The sequence below is a fragment of the Paenibacillus sp. 2003 genome (genome assembly GCF_031455635.1).
In the GTDB taxonomy this organism is placed as follows: Bacteria; Bacillota; Bacilli; order Paenibacillales; family Paenibacillaceae; genus Paenibacillus; species Paenibacillus amylolyticus_B.
Window position 1 is genome coordinate 201244 of the sequence record NZ_JAVDTB010000002.1, and the last position, 22178, is coordinate 223421.

Genomic DNA, 22178 nt, shown 5'->3' on the forward strand with positions numbered 1-22178 from the left:
TTTTATCGAGTTTAGAACCAGTCATCCTTCATGCCATTGTCAGCTGTCTGATTCGTTACCACAGAAGTTTCACCCGCGTGCAGTGTAATCGTTTCAGTTTGTTCCACCGCTTGATTCACCCATTCTGACAGATGGCTCATTGTTGATTCAATTTTATCCACAATTCGAAGATTTGGATTGGTTGAAGGTGACTTTGGCACAAAGAGAGTACAGCAATCCTCATATGGCAAAATAGATATGTCATACGTTCCGATCTGTTTGGACAGGGTAATGATCTCCTGTTTATCCATCATAACCAGTGGTCGCAAAAGTGGCAGATCTGTCGCACGACCAATGACATTCATACTCGGAAGAGTCTGACTCGCTACTTGGCCCAGGCTATCCCCGGTGATCAGTGCTAATGCCCGCTCACGTTCGGCAAGTTTGGAGGCAATTCGCAGCATTGAACGTCTCATCAGGGTAATAATCAGGTTGTCCTGACCCAGCTGGGTAAATGCCGTTTGGATCTCTGTAAATGGAACCAGATGCAGCTTGATTGTTCCTGCATGATCAGCAAGGGCACGCGCCAAATCAATGACTTTCTCTTTGGCACGCTGGCTTGTGAAAGGGTAACTGTAAAAATGTACACATTCCACTTCAAGTCCACGGCGCATGGAAGACCAAGCCGCAACCGGGCTGTCTATCCCACCTGATAGCAGTACCATCGCTTTCCCATTCGTACCCAGCGGAAACCCACCTACTGCCGGAATGGTTTCGTTGAAAATATAGGTGCCCTGATCCCGAATTTCCACTCTCAGCTCAATATCAGGCTGACGAACATCAACACTCAATTGCTGGAACTTCCGAAGGATCGGGGAACCGACCAAATGGTTCATTTCATGGGAAGAGTTCGGGAACTCCTTCCATACCCGCCTTACATTCACCTTGAATGTGGTGTCTTCTTTGAATTCGTCCTCCCTTTCGTCCATAAACGCGACTGCTGTTTTCACAATCTCATCAAGCTCTGATGGAGTAACTTTAACCGGACTAATCGACATCACACCGAATACCCGCTTCAGCACCTTAATCAGTTCAGTATGTGATTCACCGCCAAGATCCACATAGACACGGCCATATTCTTTGCGAAGGCTCGCTCCTGGATAAGGTTTAAGCAAAGCTTTCACCTGTGTAATGATCGTTTTTTCAAATCGGGCACGATTTTTCCCTTTTAACATAAACTCTCCGAAACGGAGAAGCAGCATATCATATTTCATATCCATTACATCCGCCTTTCGAGGGGCCGCAACTGCGCCACCATCTGATGTAAAGCCTGTTCAAGCAAGGCTACATCTTCTTCTGTATGTTCATCTCCAAGACTAATACGCAATCCGCCACCAGCACAAGCTGCATCTCTGCCCATCGCAAGTAGAGCCCGACTCGGTTCAGCCGAACGCGAAGAACAGGCAGATTGGGTCGATATGGTTACACCAAGTTGCTCCAAGGTGTGCAGCGCCGCTTCTGCCTTCATCCCGGGATAGGAGAAGTGCACAATATGAGGTGCACCCTCTGTGCGACTGTTCAATTCAAATTCAGGAATAACACGTATCGTTGCCATCAGTCGATCACGGAGCACAATTGTACGCCGGGCAAAGTCAACCTGATCTTCTGCTGCCATTCGCATGGCCTTTGCCATGCCTACCAGCAAGGCCACGTTTTCGGTGCCTGCTCTTAGGCCTTGTTCCTGTGATCCTCCTGACAATAGTGGCGTAAGCTCCACCCCACTTCGCACATACAGGAGACCTGCTCCCTTCGGTCCACGAATCTTGTGAGCAGACAGACTGTACAGATCTGCACCCCAAGCAGCAGGTGTCGCCTCCATTTTCCCAAAACCCTGAACACCATCTACATGGAAAAGCACGCGTGGTGCTTTCTTTTTGAGCTGTTTGCCGATCTCTGCAATCGGATGGATGGCTCCTGTTTCATTGTTTACATGCATCAGACTTACAAGCACCGTGTCGGGCCTGATCGCGTCTACAACCTGCTGAGCATTCACCACACCAGCGGAATTGACAGGAATAAGCGTCACATCCCATCCCCACTGCTGCAATTGCATAAAACTTTCGTACACCGAGGCATGCTCGGTAGCCGTAGTGATGATGTGTCTGCCTCGTGACTGATAACGTAATGCCACACCTTTTATCGCAAGATTATTGCTCTCGGTCGCACCAGAAGTAAATACAATCTCCTCAGGCTTAACGCCGATTGCCGCAGCACAGCCGGATCGAGCACGACGCAGCAACTGATCGGCACGCTCTCCATACCCATGGATGGAGGACGGATTACCGAATTGTGTCTCCATAATTTCGGCCATCGTACGAATTACATCCGGATGGGGAGGTGTGGTTGCAGCATAATCAAAATATTTCAAATGAGGTTAGACCTCCCTTATCTCTTCGTTCATGAACCTACAGTGAGCATTGTAACACGATACCCGTACAACACAAAAAGACCAACCGGGAACAGGCGTTTCAAGCGCTACTGCTCCCACATTTGATCTTGTCCTGCCTATCAATGTTATCGCGAAATGTCTATCTGTGAGTTTAGATCACATATTTCGACTGTGCCTTCTCCACCTTGGAGATATAATTCTGAGTTTCGGAAGGCAGACGGTTAAGTACACTCATCAGTTCGCTATCACTCGACACACCCAGACGTGAAACACGGCCTGGTCCTGCATTATATGCAGCAAGCGCCATCTTCACTTCTCCACCGAAACGCTGGAGCTGAAGAGAAAGATACTTCGTACCCGCATCAATGTTCTGGGCAGGATCAAATGAATTACTCACACCCAGCCCTGCAGCCGTGCCATCCATTAATTGCATGAGCCCCTTGGCTCCGGCAGAGGACACAACATTTGGGTTAAAATTGGACTCTGTGTCAATGACGGCTTTAATCAATGATTCAGGCACACCATATTTCGCACTTGCTTCCGCAATCAATGATTCAAAATCCGTAGGTACGGATGCACCGGAATCCACGATTCCTGTATTGGATGAAGATAATAAAGACTCAACAATGTTATTGGAGACAGAGGACGATCCTGCCGTATTTATATCCGGATTGTACGTGCTTCCGAGTTGCAGCCACAACAAACCATCACTGGATCTTTTCGGGACCGTAGCGGTGGAATCTGTATTGCTCGTCGAATTGGCACCCGTACCTAACAGCCCGTCCATCACATTGGCGAAATCCACTGTTGAACCAGCATCCGATTGTGATCCACTGGTTTGGTTTTTCACATTGGACAATTGCAGTTCCAACAACTGCCGCGATCCGCTTGGATCAATCTGCATGAGTTATACCCACTCCCGTATAATTAAGCGTATTATGACCTTATTCTACATCGTTTTACAGCAAGGTTCCATTGTTTTCAAAAAAATATATGAATCTTCCCACCTAACCTGCGCATATACGAAAAAAACCTTCTGTAATTCACCACATTTGGGTGAGAACAGAAGGCTTTTGAATGAATCATTTTACACGTTAGCGAGCGAACGGAATCATGAAAAAATAACTCAGCGTGGCTACAATACCCAGTCCAATGGACCAAGCTCCCGCTGTCTTACGACCATTCACATATGCATAGTAACCCAGTACGGCTGCGGCCGGTCCAAGTACGATTGACCACATGAACAAAGATGCGATCCCGAAGGCAAGTCCCATGTAACCCGCGACTTTGCCTGTTGATTCCATGACCCGGTCTGCCTCATGTTTCTCAGGTACAGGCTCTGCCCGTTCGGTACCTCCAGTTCTTACGACAGTCGGAGGAGCGACCTCTGCCCCGTATTCTTCGCGATGTACTTTTCTTGGATAATCGACACGCATACGCTGTTTTTCACCGTCACCCTTGGTTTCAGGGCGATCTTGAAAATTAAACTTATTATCGTCATTTTTCATTTGGAAGCACCTCCGTTATGAATAGGGATGACTGCTCACTTGGGTTTGAACGTGTGACAGCATGTTGCAGAGGATGTGCGTGCGTGATCATGGTGATCGGAGTCAAATGTCTCACCGGCAAATTCCTCATGCAGACGACGGGTGGCATGTTGGTCAATGTCAATCATGATGGCATCAGCGTGGCAGAAATTGTTCTCTCCCCAAAAGTTGCAGTTGGAGACGCTGCATTTGACAATTGGTTTGTCTTGGCTCATTTTTTATCACCTCGACTACTATTGTCTCCCCGCCACAAACCTGATATTCCCCGTCAAAATGCCAGATGATGACATGATCACACCTCGTTTTGATTCTCACTAAAAACACAAAAAAACCGCCACAAGGGCGGTTTCGTCCAATTTCATATTAAGGTTTAAAAATTAATTAGGCGTGATTCCGTTGATTTTGCATACGGCGCTGAGTCAGGTAATCACTTTCATAATATGCCAGATCATCGCGCAATTCTTCGTACGTTTTGGAAACCTCCAGAATAACATCCCGTACTGCACGGATTGGCTTGTCACGGAAACGAATGGCATCTTGTCCTGTGTAAGCGTATCTTCCGTCTTCGGAATAACATTCATTTTTGGGATAGAAAAAGCTGTTTACGCATTGATGATACGTATTATAAAGAGCCTTTTCGGCAAAATCGACATCAAAGTTGGCACGACGCAGCACAACGCCAAGTTTTTCGTAAGAAACTTCAGAAAAAACGAGCAAATGACGGAGATCTGAAAGAAATCCTTTGTAGAAGGCTGTTGATTCTTCCGTCTGATTCTGATCCAGTTCAGGCAAAGCATTCTCATTCAAAAATTTTTCAATCCGATCGATAGCCGGTTTTAACTTTTCCCTAGTTGACTCACATGTTTTCTGTACATTGGCTGCTGACATAAAGGTAGCTCCCCCTTAAATAAGTCCTTACATATAGGTCGGCCAACGGTGGTTTTCCCCTGACCTTTGAATTCTCAGCTATAATCCTACCATAAAAAGATGACGAGCGGTATCCCTTAATCATGCTTTCCGCTTCTGCCGTTAAACATGCCTATTATACGCAGTCAGACTCGAACTCGCCTGCATAAAAATATCCGCTTTTTCTAACGATAGATATAACCAGTGACAACGATGAAGCACTGTTAATGATTGTCCAAAATGAACGAAGGAGGTTCCATCCACCATGTCCAGACCGAAATGGATTAACTGGGCCCTTGCAGCTGGTGCAGGAGCACTCGCCCTGACACTCTTGCTTCCAACATCCAATCGTCCCGAACCTAAACCAAGTGCCCTGTCCAACTCTGCTCATGAAGAGCACACGAGTAAGAAGCGTCTGAAAGTGCAGGATGTCAAAGCAACCGATCTTCTGACCCGTATGGATGCCAAGCAACATCTCAGTATCATGCTGGAGAAAACCGCCACAATGAATGCTGCGCAGGTTAGCCGATATGTGAATGATCTCCAAAGTTCACATGAACATATCAGATCCATTCATCTCATGAATACCAATGGCTCTTTTGACAAGCCCTTTGATCAAGCCACCTCACAAGGAAGCAAGTTGGAACAACAGAAGCTTCAACATTCGCTCAACCTTGCCAAAAAAGCGGTAAACAAACGTCAAAGTTTTGAATCCTCTTCTTTTCCTTTGGGTAAGGAAAAATATTTTGTTATGGGGCAACCCTCCAAAGATGGCAAAAGAGCTGTGATTGCCTTGTTCAGCCAGAACGTATTAAATGCTGTTGAACAACATCAGCGCAAAAATCTTCGCATGATCCCTTATCCGCGTGAGGGTAAATTCAAAATTGAGTCTGTTCACCCGGATACGCTTAACGAAATCACAGTGAAGACCGGACATGATAATGCAAATGCCAGTCATTTTTACGAAAATGAAATCGTCATCCGTTTTCGCCAAGATCCCGGTGAACGGGATATGCGTATCATTAAATCCGATCTGAGAGCGCAATCTGCGCGCAAGCTGGGATACACGTATGTTTTTCGGTCAGAACACATGAGTTACAAACAATTGCATAGTTATTTCGAAAGCAAATGGAATCCACTCTATATGGAACCCCACTATATGTATTTAACCAATGATACTGTAACTGAACAAACAGATGTAACGATACCCAATGACATTTTGTTCTCCGATTATCAGTGGAACCTGCCTGCGATTGAGACAAACAGAGGTTGGAATATTACCAAGGGAAACAAAGATGTCATCGTTGCGGTGGTCGACACGGGGGTTGATATGAATCATCCTGACCTGAAGGGCAAGCTCCTTGAGGGTTATAATGTGGTCGAACCGGGAAGCCAACCGATGGATGATGTGGGACATGGGACACACGTCGCAGGCATTATCGGCGCTACTGTCAACAATAATGAAGGCGTGGCAGGAATGAGCTGGTATAACAAGGTACTACCGGTTAAAGTACTCGACAACTCGGGTTCTGGTACCACGTATGCCGTTGCCGAAGGCATCATCTGGGCAGCCGATCATGGAGCCAAAGTTATCAACATGAGTCTGGGCAATTATGCTGATGCGCAATTTCTTCATGATGCCATTAAATACGCTTTTGACCGGGATATCGTCCTGATTGCAGCCACGGGGAACGATAATACAGAGCGTCCAGGATACCCTGCTGCTTATCCGGAAGTATTTGCCGTATCTGCTACGGACCCGGATATGAGCAAAGCTTCCTACTCCAACTATGGGGATTATGTAGATGTGATGGCTCCTGGGTCCAGTATCGCCAGTACCTATCCAAACAATCAGTATGCGGCCTTGTCTGGAACGTCCATGGCTAGCCCTCATGTAGCCGCACTTGCAGGTTTGATTCGTTCGTTGAACCCGGACTTGACCAACACGGAAGTGATGGATTTGATGCGCCAAAGTGTTATTGACCTCGGTGATCCGGGTCACGACAAGTATTTCGGCTATGGGCAAATCGATGTCTATAAGGCACTGCAAGCCGCATCAGGCAACAGCGCTCCTTTGCAGTTCTGGCCGCAACATGTCAGACAACAGATGGATAATACGATGAAAAAGTATACTCATTAACCGTAATGACTCTGCTCAATAAAAATACAAAAGCAGCTGCGCCCCGGGGCGTACGCTGCTCTTTTGGTTTATATCCAATTCCCCGGGGCACCCGCTGCGCTTAGCGTTTGCGAGAAGATGTGCGGGCTTTACTTGATTTTTTCACGGATTTTTTCTTCGGATTATGGCTAGATACATAACAAGGGTCTTCTTCTTTGACAACAACAGGATACATGTGGTGATGAATCGGAACACAGTGATGTTTTTTGATCACTTCAATCGGGTGGATTACAGGCACGATTTGTGGGATGTAATAATCCTCAACAACCTGGATCGGGTCACAGACAATCGGGCAAAGCGGTGGACAGTAATGGTTCATTTCAAAACCAACTCCCTTTCTGGTGATACTATAACCTATTGCAACAGATCGAAAGTGGATTGGATGTATGTCCATAGTCCGAAAAATTATATGAGCGGTAGCCTGTCCGCCACTGTCCCCCCCTGCCCAGGTGTTACTCTGTCAATGACTTGGCACAGTACACGAAGTCCTTCACACAAAAGCTCAACGTTTGTTACAGTGAAGCAGATACGCAGACTCGGTGTATCCATCTCTCCTACATAACAGGCAGAACCCGGGAGGAAAGAGACCCCTGCAGCAAGTGACTGATGATGCAACTCACGCATATCCAAGTTACTCGGAAGTTGGAGCCACAGATTGAGTCCTCCCTCTGGCAATCTCCATTGCATGCCCATAGTAGCATGCTCTTCCAGCACTTCAGATGCTGCGCACAAGCGAGAATACAATTCATCCCTCAATCGGGATACATAGGCACCGTACTGATTCTGAATAAAAGATTGCAATGCCTTTTGTGTAAGCAGCGGACTCCCCAAATCCGCCGTAGATTTCGCAGCCACAAGCCGGGTCAATACACTTCCGTCTGCGATGGCGCAGGCTATACGGCAACCGGGAGACAGCACCTTGCTGAAGCTTTTGATATATACGACATGACCTGTCCCATCCATCGATTTAATGGAAGCCGGGGGAGGGTCCCGAAAATAAAGATCTGCAAACGGATCATCCTCCAGAATGAGGCAGTGGTAGCTTTGCGCGAGATTCAGAAGTTGTGCTCGTCTTCTTGCACTCATCGTGATACCTGTTGGATTGTGATAGGTCGGGATCGTATAGATCAGCTTGGGCGGATAGGTATCACATAATCGGGTCAACAGATCAATACGCATGCCTTCGTCATCCATCGGGACCGTAATGATCTTCGCGCCTCTACTCGTAAATACATCAATGGCTCCGGTATAGCTTGGTGCCTCCATGTATACAACATCCCCAGGTCCGACAAAAGTTCGTGCCACAAGATCGATCCCCTGCTGTGCACCACTTGTAATTAACATGCGTTCAGGTGCAGCCTGTAGTCCACGCTCGGCAAAATGTTCGGCAAAGATCTGCCTAAGCTCCCGATCCCCCTGAAAAGATCCGTAAGCTGCCATACGCTCTGTATGATCAGAGGAGAGTCGGTAGGCGCTGTCGATAATCTCTCGTGTAGGCAACAGTTCAGGCTGAATCGCTGACATATGAAGTTCATACCGCACTTGAGGTGACGTATCAAAATGTCTCCAGAGCTGCGCTCGCGGTAAATAATCCACCAGTGCCATCTGCCAATTCCATGAGGTACTGGATTCACTGTTGGCATTGTTTCGCTGCGTTCGGTCCACATCCTCCATCTGATCCACGTTCAATGTACCTCTCACATAACAACCTTTCCCCTGGGAGCAGGTGATCAATTGAATCGCTTCAAGTTCAGCATACGCTTTGGATACAGTGACCAGGCTGACACCCAAATCCGTGGTCATTTTACGAACAGAAGGAAGTCGGGTTCCGGGTTCAATGAGTCCTGATCTGATGCGATCGGCAATCGTTAGCGCAATCTGCACGTACAATTTGGTACTGCTTCCCCGCTTTAATTCAATATGCATATGTGCTCCCCCAACTGTTATGATCTTCATTTTACTGTTATAGTGTAGTCCGTCTATTATAGTTTATAATATCAGTATAACAGTGAATAACAGGAGATGAGAATAACATGAGTATCCCTTGGTCCAAAATGGCACAAAACACCCCGTCCTCTGTCGTTCGCGACATGCTCCAGGCCGCTCAGGCACCTGGAATGATCTCACTAGCCGGTGGATTACCAGCCCAGACTTCATTCCCGCTGGAAGCCATCCGCGTTGCATATGAAAAAGTATTTATGAGCGGAGCAGCCGCTCTTCAATATGCGGAGACTGAGGGTTACCGTCCTCTTCGCGCCAAAATCGCCGAACGTCTTGAATCCAAGGGCATTCCCGCTTCACCCGATCACATGCTTCTCACTACGGGTTCACAGCAATCCATTGATTTGGTTTGCCGCATCCTTCTCGACCCGGGTGACCGCGTATTGGTTGAATCACCAACCTACCTCGCTGCTCTGCAAGTCATTCATTCCTATCAGGCTGAATCTCACGGCGTAGCCTGTGATGATCACGGCATGTTGCCTGAATCTCTGGAGGAACAGCTCCAGTTGCATCGTCCAAAACTTGTCTACATTAATCCCACGTTCTCCAATCCTACGGGAAAAGTGTGGTCACGAGAAAGAAGACAGCAGGCTGTGGATCTGTGCCGCAAGTATGGTGTACTCATTCTGGAAGATGATCCCTATGGTGAAATTCGGTTCAATCCGGAGCAATTGGATGTCCCTGCTCTCGCAGAACTGGATGCAGTATCCTATGATGGCCCTTCCAATGTTATTTACACCAGTACATTCTCCAAAACGGTAGCACCTGGCCTTCGTACGGGCTGGATACTGGCTGCTCCGGATATTGTCAAAATGGCAGCACGAGCCAAACAAGGTGCCGACTTGCACTCCAGCAGCATTGACCAAAGAGCGCTTCATGCACTGCTTGAATCTTTCGATCTGGATGCGCATATCCGCCATATTTCAGAGGATTACGAACAACGCATGAAAACACTGACGACTCTTATGGCAGCCAAAGCTTGGAAAGATATCTCGTGGAATTCACCTCAAGGTGGCATGTTCTTGTGGCTGCAACTGCCTGAAGGCATGCTGGCAAGCAATCTGTTCACTTATGGTATCCAGGAGAAAGTGTGCATTGTCCCTGGTGATTCCTTCTATGCAGGTACACCAGAGTTAAACCGCATGCGAATCAACTTTACTCATACGGACCCTGAGCTTCTTCCGGAAGCCGTGGAAAGAATGGATCGCGCCATCCAACGCTGGCATGCTTCCTTAACATCGGACAGTGTTGTTACACTGTAATGAACTGTCATAAACGTTTGACTATTCCATTAGCGTATGAAGGTTATTAACTTGATATGAGAAATAAAAATAAGGCGGCAGGCCCGAGAACCTCGGAACTGCCGCCTTATTTTTATAGAACCTGTTATCAACAGGAGTTATATTTTTTTAGATGTTCATGGGTCCTTCTGATCAGTCAGGCCATCGGATGATTCATACGAATTGTCCTCGACTGATAGGTGGACTACATTGTATTGCTATGGTGTTGTTGTTGCAGTTAGGAAAGCTTACCGTAAGCCGGGTTCTGTGCTCTTCGTGGTTCATACGGGAACTACCCTCCCACCAGAAGCGACAATCATCTATCTAGGCCATACATTGCTGCACAGCTCAAGCGACCAACCTAGACACACCTCGGGCTAAGGTTGCCTCCTCCCAAGAGGTGGCTGTGTCCCATTAGGTCTTGCTCCAGATGGGGTTTACCAGGAACGAAGTCACCAGCGTTCCTCGGGGTCTCTTACACCTCGGTTCCATCCTTGCCTGTGCCGGAAAATCCGGCCATCGGCGGTCCATTTCTGTGGCACTATCCTTCAACTCGCGCTGACTGGACGTTATCCAGCATCCTGCCCTGTGGAGCCCGGACTTTCCTCTCGTGGCAACAAAGGCCACCAGCGATTGTCTGTCAAGCTTTCCGAACAACATTACATAGTATACAGGCATTTAGGTTCACAGACAAGCTTAATATTACTGGAAGCTGCACATCAACGGTCTTTTTAGATAAACTGGAATACTTCCGTATTTACCTCAGAAGCCGTAACTTGTGTATCATATCGTTTTTCTTCCAAACGGGAACGAAGCCAATCCGCTGTTTTTGGTTTCATAATCTTCTCGGAATTATGTCCCGGGTCAATGATACACATACCTGCCATTAACGCATCATGAGCCGTGTGATAATCAATATCTCCGGTCACAATAACATCCGCACCTTTGAAGCGGGCAGTGAGCGCATAACGGCTGCCAGAACCGCCAAGAACTGCTGCTTTTTTGATCTGTTTGTTCAGATCTCCTACTACACGCACATGAGGCACATTGAATTGGGTCTTCACAACCTCCACTAGCTCACCTAATGTCTTAGGTTCCTTAAGGGGTCCCAAGCGTCCCAGACCGAGCGTACGGCCCTTTAAATCCATTGCATAGAGGTCGTAGGCCACTTCCTCATACGGATGAGCCTTAAGCATCGCCTGAACGACCTTACTTCTCAGACTTTGGGGTACGATGGTCTCAATCCGCATTTCTTCCACACGTTCCATCTGCCCTTGGGTACCGATAAACGGTTGAGTCCCTTCACCAGGTACAAACGTTCCTGTACCTTCCGTGTTAAAGCTGCACTTGTTGTATTGACCGATACTCCCCGCTCCGGCTTCCAGAATGGCCTGAAGAACCTGTTCATGATGGGTACGAGGCACAAACACCGCCAGCTTGTACAGATGATCTGTGTGTACATCTTCCAGCGATTCTTTACTCTCGATGCCAAGTGCCTCGGCCATCCAGTCATTCATACCACCCTCGGCCACATCCAGGTTCGTATGACTGATATAGACAGCAATATCATGCTTAATCAGCTTTTCGTACAATTTACCCATAGGTGTATCTGTACTCAGTGACTTAACCGGACGGAAAATGATGGCGTGATGAGCGATAATCAGGTTGGCACCAATACGAATCGCTTCGTCCACCACTTCATCCGTCACATCCAAAGCTACTAACACGTGACTGATTTCTTTTTGCAAACTGCCGAGCTGGAGACCAATGCGGTCATCCGGTACAGCCAGATGTTTGGGAGCGAGCTGCTCCATCAGTTGAATTACAGTTTGACCTTTGGCAAACATGCCAAAACCTCCTTCAAGTTTGCGATAAGACGCTCTACCTCAGCCGCCTTCTCCCGGGAAGAATCCTGATCGGATTTGGAGATCGAGTTTACAACCCCTTGCAGTTTGATGATCTCACTTTCCCATTTGGCAAAGAATACATCCGTTGGACGATCCACCAAATATGGCCCCATCCGCAGCAGCAAATCTTCCGTTAATTCCGCCCCGCCTTGAAGCGGACGTGCACGATACACCTCTACATTGGCAATCGGGCTTACGGATTGTGGCATCGCCGTTATAATCTCATAGATCTTGCCATCTTCTTCGAGCAACTGTTCTGCTACAACCACCCAGTGATGCTCCAACAACCAGCGTCTGAGGATATCCTCTCCCACATTTGGTTGCAAAATAAGTAACTGGACTCCTTCCAGTTTGGATATACCTCGGTCCAAAATAGAGGCAATCAGGGCACCACCCATGCCTGCAATGGTGATGACATCCACTTCTCCTGCAGAGATTACATCCAATCCGTCTCCACGGCGTACCGTTATTTTTTCTTTCAGGCCAGCATCACTGACTTGTTTGCATGCAGCATCATAAGGACCAGGATTGACTTCCCCGGCTACTGCACTTGCAGCTTTCCCACTGCGGATTGCGGCTACTGGCAGCAACGCGTGGTCTGACCCGATATCAGCCATGCGGCTGCCATCGGGGATTTGATCATGTATTCGCTGTAATCGATTCGAAAGTTTCATGAAGCACCTACACCATTCATTTAATTTATTGATTTGCATTGAACAAGGAAAAGCGATAAAATAAAATCCAATAAAACATTTCAAGGATGAATTTCCAAAACCAAGAAATCAAGACGTTTAAATTAAAAATAAAGGAGACCCCGCCGCCGCTAAAGCGTCTTGCGGAAAGTCTCCCATAGTTCGATTATTCGAGGAAATCCTTGAGTCGTTTACTACGACTCGGGTGACGCAATTTACGAAGAGCCTTGGCTTCGATCTGACGAATACGCTCACGCGTAACACCAAATACCTTGCCAACTTCCTCCAGCGTTCTCGTCCGTCCATCGTCCAGACCAAAACGTAGACGAAGCACGTTCTCTTCACGTTCAGTCAGTGTATCCAATACATCTTCGAGCTGTTCTTTCAGCAACTCATACGCAGCAGCATCCGCCGGAGCAAGTGCTTCCTGATCCTCAATGAAGTCACCCAGATGGGAATCATCTTCCTCACCAATCGGTGTTTCCAGAGAAACCGGTTCCTGTGCAATCTTCGTAATTTCACGAACTTTCTCTACACTCAGATCCATCTCAGCAGCGATTTCTTCTGGTGTCGGTTCACGCCCAAGTTCCTGCAACAGCTGACGGGATACCCGGATCAGCTTATTAATCGTCTCCACCATGTGCACAGGGATACGAATTGTACGCGCCTGGTCAGCAATAGCACGAGTGATCGCTTGGCGAATCCACCATGTAGCATACGTACTGAACTTGTATCCTTTTTTGTGGTCGAACTTCTCAACCGCTTTGATCAGACCCATATTACCTTCCTGAATCAAATCAAGGAACAACATTCCACGTCCAACGTAACGCTTGGCGATACTGACTACAAGTCGAAGGTTCGCTTCAGCCAAACGACGCTTGGCTTCTTCATCCCCGTTCTCAATACGTTTAGCCAGTTGTACTTCATCATCTGCCGACAACAGTGGCACACGACCAATTTCCTTGAGGTACATACGGACAGGGTCATTGATTTTGATACCTGGCGGCAAGCTCAGATCATCATCAAAGTGGAATTCGTCCTCTCCCTCTCTGGTGTTGTTCTCGGAATCTTCACTAGGACGAAGTGTAACCTCTTCATCATTTTCATTCACTACATCGATACCCAGATCGCTCAGTTGCTCATAGAACTCATCCATTTGCTCTGCATCCTGCTCAAAAGGAGAGAGTTTCTCTATAATTTCCTTGTAATTCAGCGAAGCTCTTTTCTTACCTGATTCAATCAATTGATCTTTAACCTGATCCAGTGTCAATTCTGTTTCTAGTTCAGTATGCTGATCATTCGCCATAACTCGACTCCCTCCTCCCTAGAAACATCTAATCCTCAGACGTTCACTGTCTCTCTAGGGCAATCATTTCAATTGCAATCTGTGCCGCGCGTACAGAATCACCTGCCCGCTCTGCAGCAATCATTTCTTCTTTTTTCAAATCGTACTCTTTTTTACGCGGATACTTCAGCACTTCCCTGATGCAATCATCGAGCATTTGAATACTCCATTCACCTGGACCATCCATCATCGAGATTGAACTGACCGTTTTTTCCAAGCGATCGTCATGCAGTGAAGACATAAAACGGCTTGTATCCGACGGTTTGCCTTGCGCATAGTAGGCATATAGATAAGCAGCAATAGCTGCATGATCATCCAAGTTAAAAGCTTCACCAAGATGCTCATTCACGTACTGGGCAGCCTCATCATCCTGCAACATCCAGGCAATCAGTTTGCGTTCGGCAGCGTGATAAGCCGGCAACAGATTCGGTGTAGGCACCTGCCTATTTTGTTGCCTACCATTATTCCACCTTTTCGGGTTATTATCCCCGTACTGGAGGTTATTTTTCATTGCCTCCCGTTCTTCATTACACTCCTGCTTCAATGTTTCGAAGGATACGTCCACTTCTGCAGCCAGTTCACGAAGATACACTTCCCTTTCTGTTGGAGAAGGTAAGGGTGCAATCAATTTTACTGCTTCTTTCGAATAGGCGATTTGTCCGCCACCCTCTAGCAGTATATGGCTTTTTTTCAAGTTTATAAGTTTAAATTTTGTAGTTGTCACGGCACCATCCACAATCTGGTTTCGGAACCGTTCACCACCATGCTTCCGGATAAAATCATCCGGGTCAAGTCCCTCGGGTATGAGAGCCACTTTGACCTGCAATCCAGCTTCCTCAAGAATGGGGAAGTTTTTGAGTGCAGCAGCCTGTCCTGCTCTGTCGCCGTCATAACATATGATGACTTCGTCGCACATTCCTTTGAGCATCAGTGCCTGATTCTCGGTTAGCGCAGTACCCATTGCCGCTACACCATTCTGGATATCCTGATCCCATGCGGAGATGACATCACCATATCCCTCGAACAAAATGGCTTGTCTTTGTTTGCGAATTGCATTTTTGGCATGATGCAGATTATAGAGAACACGGCTTTTGTTAAATAACCGGGTTTCCGGTGAATTTAGATACTTCGGTTGCCCATCTCCCAATATGCGTCCTGCAAATGCAATCGGCTTACCGCTCCTGCCATTAATCGGGAACATAATCCGGTCTCGGAATCGATCCACATATCCCTGACCTTCATTTCGCGGTGACAGAAGTCCACCCTTTTCCATCTCTTCGAGCGGATAGTTACGTTTCTCGAGAAATTGTACCAATGTGTCCCAACGATTTGGTGCGAAACCAATCTGGAACTGGTCGATCAACTTGTCGCCAAAACCTCTTGAGCGTAAATACTCCATGGCTGACTTGCCGTGCTCTGTATTTTTCAACAAAAAATGATACAGCTTCGCGGTAAGCTCATAAGCCTCCAACAGACGTTCAGTCTCCGGATTCACATGAGCAGATTCACGCCCTTGCCAGTCCCCCATAGAGATGTGACTTTCTTCCGCCATCGTTTTGACAGCCTCGGGAAAGGATAACCCTTCGATTTCCATCCTGAATTTGATGGCATTTCCACCCGTGCCGCAACCGTAGCAGTAGAAAATTTGTTTCTCAGGTGTAACGGTGAACGAAGGCGTCTTCTCGGAATGAAAAGGACAGAGGCCTTTCATATACTTCCCCTGTTTGGTCAGATGCACAAATCGGCTCACCGTATCGACAATATCATTCTGCTGTAACACCGATTCAATAATACTTTCGGGTATACCGCCTTGCCCGGTACTCATCTCTGGCCACCTTCATCTCTTCAACACGTAAATATAATTCGATAAACTTACACATTCTCCTGCAAATCTTTTAAAAGTTTTGTCAGTTTATGTTGAAACATTTCTCGATCCTGCTCTGTGAAAGGCTTTGGGCCTTTCCCGTAATGGCCTCTTTTTCGTGCTTTGGCCGCAGTATGACGAGAATCCAACATGAAATCAATGTCACGATCGTTGAACTCACGACCACGAAAGGATAAAACATAACAACGTTTGCCGAGCGCAAGTGCCGCAAGTCCATAGTCCTGAGTGATAACCACATCATATGGCTTAATATGATTAGCAATATACAGGTCAGCGCTCTGATCACTGCGATCCACTTGCACGGTTCGTACCCCTTCTCCTCCTTGAAGCAAATGATCAAATGAAGAAACTAACAATACGGGGATGTTGAAAAGGCGAGCGGTTTGCGCAATCTCGGTTTTGACCGGGCAAGCATCACCATCCACAACAATGTGACGTATATTTAACTCACTCAAACCCAGACCACCCGGTTTCATAAAATAGCTGCATATTGTTATATACGACCCCGGCCAGGCAAAATCCTTCTGGCACAACAAGGGAAATCAAAGGCTAAAATACGGAGCGGTTGTAAAAAATCATTTCACAACCCGTTCCGTATATTTATACCCTCATATATCCTTCTTTAATACTGAATTTTAGCTTTGCGTAAAGTCTGTGGAAAAAGACTCATGAAATAAGTCCAATTACCAAACCAACTTGGAAAAATCAGCAAATCCTTTCAAGTCACGATCAATAGAAGCGAGCAGGGCAAGTCGATTCGCCCGAACAGCTTCATCTTCAGCCATAACCATAACCGAATCGAAGAATGAGGTAATACCATCCTTCCAGGCAGATGCAATAGCCAGTGCTTCAGCAGCATGATGCTGAGTCAACGCCTGACGATATTCTGCATTCGTTTTGCTCCATGCCTCATGTAGCTGACGTTCTCCATCTTCTGTGAACAGTTCTGGATGTACGGAAGCATTGGATGCTTTGGCAGCCAGATTACCCACACGGTTGAACGATTCAACCGTTGTTTTGAATGCGTCTCCTGTCAGAACAGCCGCCATCAACGCTTCACCTTTTGGTACCACAGCGCTGATATCATCGAATCCGGAAGAAATTACGGCATCCACTACGTCGTAGCGAACGGTTTCGGACAACAATTTTTTCACACGAAGACCAAAGAAGTCTTGCAGATCTTTACGAACCTCTTCATCTGCACGTTTCAACAGGTTCATCTGGGCATGTACTTGAAGTGCTACTCCGAACACGTCTGACAATGTCAGCGGAAGCTTGTGATCCAGCAAAATCTGTACAATACCTGCAGCCTGACGGCGCAGCGCGTACGGATCCTGAGAACCCGTTGGAATAATGTTGATGGAGAAACAACCCACGATTGTATCCATTTTGTCCGCTGCACTCACAATGGCACCAACAAGAGAAGCAGGGGATTGATCTCCAGCGAAACGTGGCTGATAGTGTTCAAATACCGCTTTGGCCACTTCTTCTTTTTCGCCGGCTTTACGAGCGTAATCCTCACCCATCACACCTTGCAGTTCCGGGAATTCACCCACCATCAGTGTCACCAGATCGAATTTGCAGATATCTGCTGAGCGGCTAACGGATTCGGCAACATCTCCGGATACTTGCAGTTTGGCAGCAAGTCCATCAGCAATCTTGCGAATACGGCGCACTTTATCTCCAACCGTTCCCAGCTCTTCCTGGAAGACGATACTTTCCAGCTTCGACAATGCATCCTTAATCTGTAGCTTCTGATCTTCCTCATAGAAGAACTTGGCATCAGACAGACGTGCACGCAGAACTTTTTCATTCCCTTTGGCAATAACGTCCAGTGAATCACTTCCACCGTTACGTACCGTCACGAAGAATGGCAACAATTGTCCTTCATTGTCCAGTACAGGGAAATAACGCTGATGCTCACGCATGGAAGTAATCAATACTTCTTGTGGAATATTCAAGAATGAGGAGTCAAATGTCCCGAACAATACGGTAGGTGTTTCCACCAGGAACAGGACTTCCTCCAGCAAGTCTTCCTTAATCGCGATATCCCATTTTTTCTCAGCAGCCAGTGCCTGAATCTGGGATACAATCATCTGTTCACGTTCCTGAATATCAGCAATGACATGTTCTGCACGCAGCACTTCCACGTATGAAGACGGAGTGGAGATCACGGCCTCCTTACCGAGGAAACGATGTCCGCGAGTTACATTACCCGATTTAACACCTGTCACTTCCAGATCGATAACATCACTGCCGAGCATAGCCACAATCCAGCGGATTGGACGTACAAATTTGAAATCATAGGAAGCCCAACGCATGAATTTCGGGAACGTCATGGCATGTAATACAGAAAGTAATCCTTCGCCAACCACAGAAGCCGTTTCCACACCTTTGCTGCTCTTCGTTGCATAGATATATTCGACACCGTTCAGTTCCTTGAACGTGAACTGGTCGGTTTCAACACCTTGACTGCGGGCGAATCCGAGTGCAGCCTTGCTCCAATTGCCACTGTCGTCCAGGGCAATTTTGCGTGAAGGACCTTTCACTTCTTCCTCGATATCTTCCTGTTTTTCAGCCACATTTTGAATCAAAACAGCCAGACGGCGCGGTGTAGCATATGCATTCACTTCACCATAAGCAATGCGGGATGCGTCAAGCCATTTCACGACACGCTCTTGCAGTTGTGCGATTGCTGCGCGCATAAAGCGTGCAGGTACTTCTTCCAGCCCGATTTCAAACAACAGATCCTTAGACATGCTCGGCTCCCCCTTTCTTGATCAGCGGGAAGCCTAGCTTCTCACGCTCTTCCATATATGTTGCAGCGACTTGGCGAGCCAGATTACGGACACGTGTGATGTAACCCGTACGTTCCGTTACACTGATAGCTCCACGTGCATCCAACAAGTTGAATGTGTGGGAACATTTCAGCACATAGTCATATGCCGGGAATACCAGATGCTGCGCCATGGCCTTGTTTGCTTCTTCTTCATGCATGTTGAAGAGTGTAAACAGCATTTTGACATCAGATACTTCAAACGTATATTTAGAGTGTTCGAATTCTGGCTGACGGAATACATCACCATAAGTGATACCTTCCACCCATTCCAGATCAAACACATTCTCTTTATCCTGAATGTAAGAAGCCAAACGCTCCATACCATACGTAATTTCAACAGCTACCGGATTTGTCTCGATTCCACCAACCTGTTGGAAATACGTAAATTGCGTAATTTCCATTCCGTCCAACCATACTTCCCAACCAAGACCTGCACAACCAAGGGAAGGATTCTCCCAGTTATCTTCAACAAACCGAATATCATGTTTGAGCGGATCAATGCCCAGACGCTTTAGACTTTCCAGGTAAATTTCCTGAATATTGTCCGGTGAAGGCTTGATGATTACCTGGAACTGATGATGCTGGTACAGCCGGTTAGGGTTCTCACCATAACGTCCGTCCGAAGGACGACGGGAAGGCTCCACATAGGCTACTTTCCAAGGTTCGGGTCCAAGCGAGCGCAAAAAGGTCATCGGGTTCATCGTACCTGCCCCTTTTTCCGTATCGTATGGCTGGACAATAATACAGTTATGCTCGGCCCAGAATTGTTGCAGCGTTAGAATCATCTGCTGAAAATTCATAATCATGCTCCTTTTCAATGGTTTGTTAGCAAGCTTAGGACGGTGAAGACAACAATAAATAGCCCCCGTCCTACGCCTGTTGTACAGACGTAGGGACGAGAGCTATTCCCGCGGTTCCACCCTACTTGGCTTAGATCAAACAGGATGATCCTGTTCGTTCCAGCCCACTTTTCCGTGTCCATTCATGCTCCCGAGTGCCGTTTCAAAGACCGATTCAGCCAGGCTCCCACCATCCCCGGCTCGCTCATTCATGATTACCAAGTGTTATACAAAGACTTGTCTCCATAAATGCAATAAATCCAGTCTTTTACTTTCTCGTTCAATGCATGTCTCATAAAGAGAAATTATATTTCATAATATATAAAATCTAGTATGAAGTCAAGATATAGTTTCACTTCCACCAAAACGCCTCAAATCCCGTACTTCTCCATCTGATCGAGGAAAGAACGGGATTTAAGATTCAGACCAAGCTGATGATCCATAAAGGCACGCATCAACTTTTTGATCTCATCACGGGTAGACTCACTCACTGATATATTCCCCAAGCGCTGCAGATCCAACTGCGCGAACAAACGCAACAACTTCAGAGCCTTTGGACTTACGGACATCGCTGGAGGATCGAAATGTTTGCATGCTCGACACAAGACGCCACCAAGTCTGGGACTTATGAACAACTGCTCATCTGGTCGCTCCTGGTTGCAGGAGATGCACTCATCGAACTGTGGACCATATCCGGATGCCTGTAATATTTTCATTTCGTACAGACTTGTAATAACAACCGGATCTTTCTCTTCCTTCAACGCCTGCAAACACGCCTTTAACTGTTTGAACCAAAATGTACCTGTCTCTTCATCCTGAAGCACCCGATCCAATAGTTCACACGCATAAGAAGCATATGAGGCCTTGACCAGATCTTCACGCAACTCATGATAAGATTCAACAATTTCTCCAGCGTTCAGTGTGCCTAGACCTGTATTGCGAAAATATACATATTGACCATACGTAAACGGCTGCACCAGTGCAGCATGTCGGCTCTTGGGCTTTTTGGCACCGCGGACGAGTACCCCTACTTTCCCGCCGCTTTCGGTGCAAAGCGTAATGATTTTGTTCCCTTCGCCGTAGTCCATGCTGCGGATGACAATCCCTTCCACCCTGTATAGCATGCCTCGTCACCTAACCATTCCCGAATCAGCCAGTTATCCTTCGGCTTCTTCATCTTCAATCACTTCCCTTGCATTATCCGACTCCTGTCCTAACGAGTTACACGCCTCGGTATATAACAAATAGGACTCTACATCCCCCGTCATCGCAAAAACCTTCCACGAAAAATCTCGCATCGGAATTTCATCCTCTCTTCGGAAATGACGTCTGCATCTACCAAATAGGATGGAGTCTTGCAAGGTAAACTATGTGTTGCAATTACTGGATACAATTCCGACGATCAGTCGCGGCCAAAGCCGAGGTCACGCAGAACTCTATCCTGATTTCTCCAGTCTTTTTTCACTTTAACCCACAGGTCCATGAAAATTTTGGAGCCAAGCAAGTTCTGAATATCGTGTCGAGCTCGTTTACCTACTTCTTTCAGTAGGGCACCCTGCTTCCCGATAATGATCCCTTTTTGCGAATCCCGTTCAACAAAAATGACAGCTGAGATATAAACAACACCGTTATCTTGTACTTTCATATCCTCAATCGTTACAGCAATGGAGTGTGGCACTTCTTCACGAGTCATCTGCAAAATTTTCTCACGGATCAACTCTGCGCATACAAACTGCTCCGGATGGTCAGTAACCTGGTCATCAGGATAGTACTGCGGACCTTCTGGCAAATACTTGCCGAGTTGTTCCAATAGTGTGCTTACATTGCTGCCGAGCATGGCAGATACAGGCACGATTTCAGCGAAATCATGCAGTTTGCGATACTCCTCAATAAGGGGCAGCAGCGCTTCCGGCTCAATTTTGTCAATTTTATTCATGACAAGAATGACAGGCGTACGAATATTTTTCAACTGTTCCGCAATATAACGGTCACCGCCACCCATGCCTTCCGATGCATCAATCAGGAACAGCGCTGCTTCTACTTCTCCAAGTGTGTTCAGAGCAGTCTGGTTCATGTAATCGCCAAGTTTGGATTGACGTTTGTGAATTCCCGGCGTGTCCAGGAATACGATTTGCTGATGTTCGGATGTATACACACCATGAATTTTATTACGTGTGGTTTGTGGCTTGTCCGACATAATCGCAATTTTCTGTCCGATCACCTGGTTCATCAGTGTGGATTTACCTACGTTTGGACGTCCAATAATGGCTACAAAACCGGATTTAAATGCTTGTTTTTTCATATGTTCCTCCTCAGGCGCCTAGGCCTGG

20 protein-coding genes and 1 other RNA gene are annotated in these 22178 nt (G+C 46.9%); 2 read left to right on the top strand and 19 right to left on the bottom strand.

Going from position 1 to position 22178, the window contains the following annotated elements:
- Positions 1–11 precede the first annotated feature (11 nt).
- The 6 genes from thiI to J2X75_RS13025 form a co-directional block, all read right to left on the bottom strand.
- Positions 12–1253 carry a tRNA uracil 4-sulfurtransferase ThiI gene (gene thiI / locus J2X75_RS13000; RefSeq protein WP_310337647.1) on the bottom strand — a complete coding sequence of 414 codons (1242 nt, stop codon included), beginning with the start codon at positions 1251–1253 and terminating at the stop codon, positions 12–14.
- Between the two features lie 5 nt (positions 1254–1258).
- Positions 1259–2407 carry a cysteine desulfurase family protein gene (locus tag J2X75_RS13005; RefSeq protein WP_310337070.1) on the bottom strand — a complete coding sequence of 383 codons (1149 nt, stop codon included), beginning with the start codon at positions 2405–2407 and terminating at the stop codon, positions 1259–1261.
- Between the two features lie 172 nt (positions 2408–2579).
- The gene (locus J2X75_RS13010; RefSeq protein ID WP_310337072.1) at positions 2580–3332 is read right to left on the bottom strand and encodes a lytic transglycosylase domain-containing protein; all 753 of its coding nucleotides are present in this window, start codon (positions 3330–3332) and stop codon (positions 2580–2582) included.
- Between the two features lie 190 nt (positions 3333–3522).
- The gene (locus tag J2X75_RS13015; RefSeq protein WP_124115989.1) at positions 3523–3936 is read right to left on the bottom strand and encodes a hypothetical protein; all 414 of its coding nucleotides are present in this window, start codon (positions 3934–3936) and stop codon (positions 3523–3525) included.
- Between the two features lie 35 nt (positions 3937–3971).
- On the bottom strand, positions 3972–4190 hold the full coding sequence (locus tag J2X75_RS13020) for a DUF1540 domain-containing protein (protein ID WP_074095869.1): 219 nt from the start codon (positions 4188–4190) through the stop codon (positions 3972–3974).
- Positions 4191–4356: 166 nt separating this feature from the next.
- Positions 4357–4863 carry a YpuI family protein gene (locus J2X75_RS13025; protein WP_062835484.1) on the bottom strand — a complete coding sequence of 169 codons (507 nt, stop codon included), beginning with the start codon at positions 4861–4863 and terminating at the stop codon, positions 4357–4359.
- A 283-nt stretch (positions 4864–5146) separates the two neighbouring features.
- Here J2X75_RS13025 and J2X75_RS13030 point away from each other — a divergent pair, with 283 nt between their 5' ends.
- Positions 5147–7021 (top strand): S8 family peptidase, encoded by a 1875-nt coding sequence (locus J2X75_RS13030; protein WP_310337080.1) that lies wholly within the window; start codon positions 5147–5149, stop codon positions 7019–7021.
- Positions 7022–7121: 100 nt separating this feature from the next.
- Here J2X75_RS13030 and J2X75_RS13035 read toward each other — a convergent pair whose 3' ends face one another.
- Positions 7122–7379, bottom strand: coding sequence for a hypothetical protein (locus tag J2X75_RS13035; RefSeq protein WP_076211601.1), 258 nt, complete (start codon positions 7377–7379; stop codon positions 7122–7124).
- 86 nt (positions 7380–7465) lie between these two features.
- The gene (gene pdxR, locus J2X75_RS13040) at positions 7466–8986 is read right to left on the bottom strand and encodes a MocR-like pyridoxine biosynthesis transcription factor PdxR (protein ID WP_310337083.1); all 1521 of its coding nucleotides are present in this window, start codon (positions 8984–8986) and stop codon (positions 7466–7468) included.
- A gap of 107 nt (positions 8987–9093) precedes the next feature.
- Between pdxR and J2X75_RS13045 the strand changes: the two genes are divergently transcribed.
- Positions 9094–10323, top strand: a complete 1230-nt coding sequence (locus tag J2X75_RS13045) for an aminotransferase-like domain-containing protein (RefSeq protein WP_310337085.1) — start codon at positions 9094–9096, stop codon at positions 10321–10323.
- Between the two features lie 257 nt (positions 10324–10580).
- Here J2X75_RS13045 and rnpB read toward each other — a convergent pair.
- The 11 genes from rnpB to era form a co-directional block, all read right to left on the bottom strand.
- Positions 10581–10990: RNase P RNA component class A (gene rnpB, locus J2X75_RS13050), an RNA gene on the bottom strand.
- A gap of 82 nt (positions 10991–11072) precedes the next feature.
- Positions 11073–12188, bottom strand: a complete 1116-nt coding sequence (locus J2X75_RS13055; RefSeq protein WP_310337087.1) for a Nif3-like dinuclear metal center hexameric protein — start codon at positions 12186–12188, stop codon at positions 11073–11075.
- Entirely contained in the window at positions 12164–12922 is a 759-nt protein-coding gene (locus tag J2X75_RS13060) for a tRNA (adenine(22)-N(1))-methyltransferase (protein WP_310337090.1), read from the bottom strand. The genes J2X75_RS13055 and J2X75_RS13060 overlap by 25 nt, the downstream gene beginning before the upstream one ends.
- Positions 12923–13106: 184 nt before the next feature.
- On the bottom strand, positions 13107–14246 hold the full coding sequence (gene rpoD, locus J2X75_RS13065) for an RNA polymerase sigma factor RpoD (protein WP_062835490.1): 1140 nt from the start codon (positions 14244–14246) through the stop codon (positions 13107–13109).
- Positions 14247–14289: 43 nt separating this feature from the next.
- Positions 14290–16110 carry a DNA primase gene (gene dnaG / locus J2X75_RS13070; RefSeq protein WP_124115984.1) on the bottom strand — a complete coding sequence of 607 codons (1821 nt, stop codon included), beginning with the start codon at positions 16108–16110 and terminating at the stop codon, positions 14290–14292.
- Between the two features lie 47 nt (positions 16111–16157).
- Positions 16158–16625, bottom strand: coding sequence for a YaiI/YqxD family protein (locus J2X75_RS13075; RefSeq protein ID WP_017687254.1), 468 nt, complete (start codon positions 16623–16625; stop codon positions 16158–16160).
- A gap of 228 nt (positions 16626–16853) precedes the next feature.
- A complete protein-coding gene (gene glyS, locus J2X75_RS13080; RefSeq protein ID WP_310337095.1) occupies positions 16854–18929 on the bottom strand; it encodes a glycine--tRNA ligase subunit beta in 2076 nt (691 codons plus the stop codon).
- On the bottom strand, positions 18922–19809 hold the full coding sequence (gene glyQ / locus J2X75_RS13085; protein ID WP_017687252.1) for a glycine--tRNA ligase subunit alpha: 888 nt from the start codon (positions 19807–19809) through the stop codon (positions 18922–18924). The genes glyS and glyQ overlap by 8 nt, the downstream gene beginning before the upstream one ends.
- A 410-nt stretch (positions 19810–20219) precedes the next feature.
- A complete protein-coding gene (gene recO / locus J2X75_RS13090; protein WP_047843778.1) occupies positions 20220–20972 on the bottom strand; it encodes a DNA repair protein RecO in 753 nt (250 codons plus the stop codon).
- Between the two features lie 33 nt (positions 20973–21005).
- The gene (locus tag J2X75_RS13095; RefSeq protein WP_074095877.1) at positions 21006–21146 is read right to left on the bottom strand and encodes a YqzL family protein; all 141 of its coding nucleotides are present in this window, start codon (positions 21144–21146) and stop codon (positions 21006–21008) included.
- A 104-nt stretch (positions 21147–21250) separates the two neighbouring features.
- A complete protein-coding gene (gene era / locus J2X75_RS13100; RefSeq protein ID WP_062835494.1) occupies positions 21251–22150 on the bottom strand; it encodes a GTPase Era in 900 nt (299 codons plus the stop codon).
- Positions 22151–22178 lie beyond the last annotated feature (28 nt).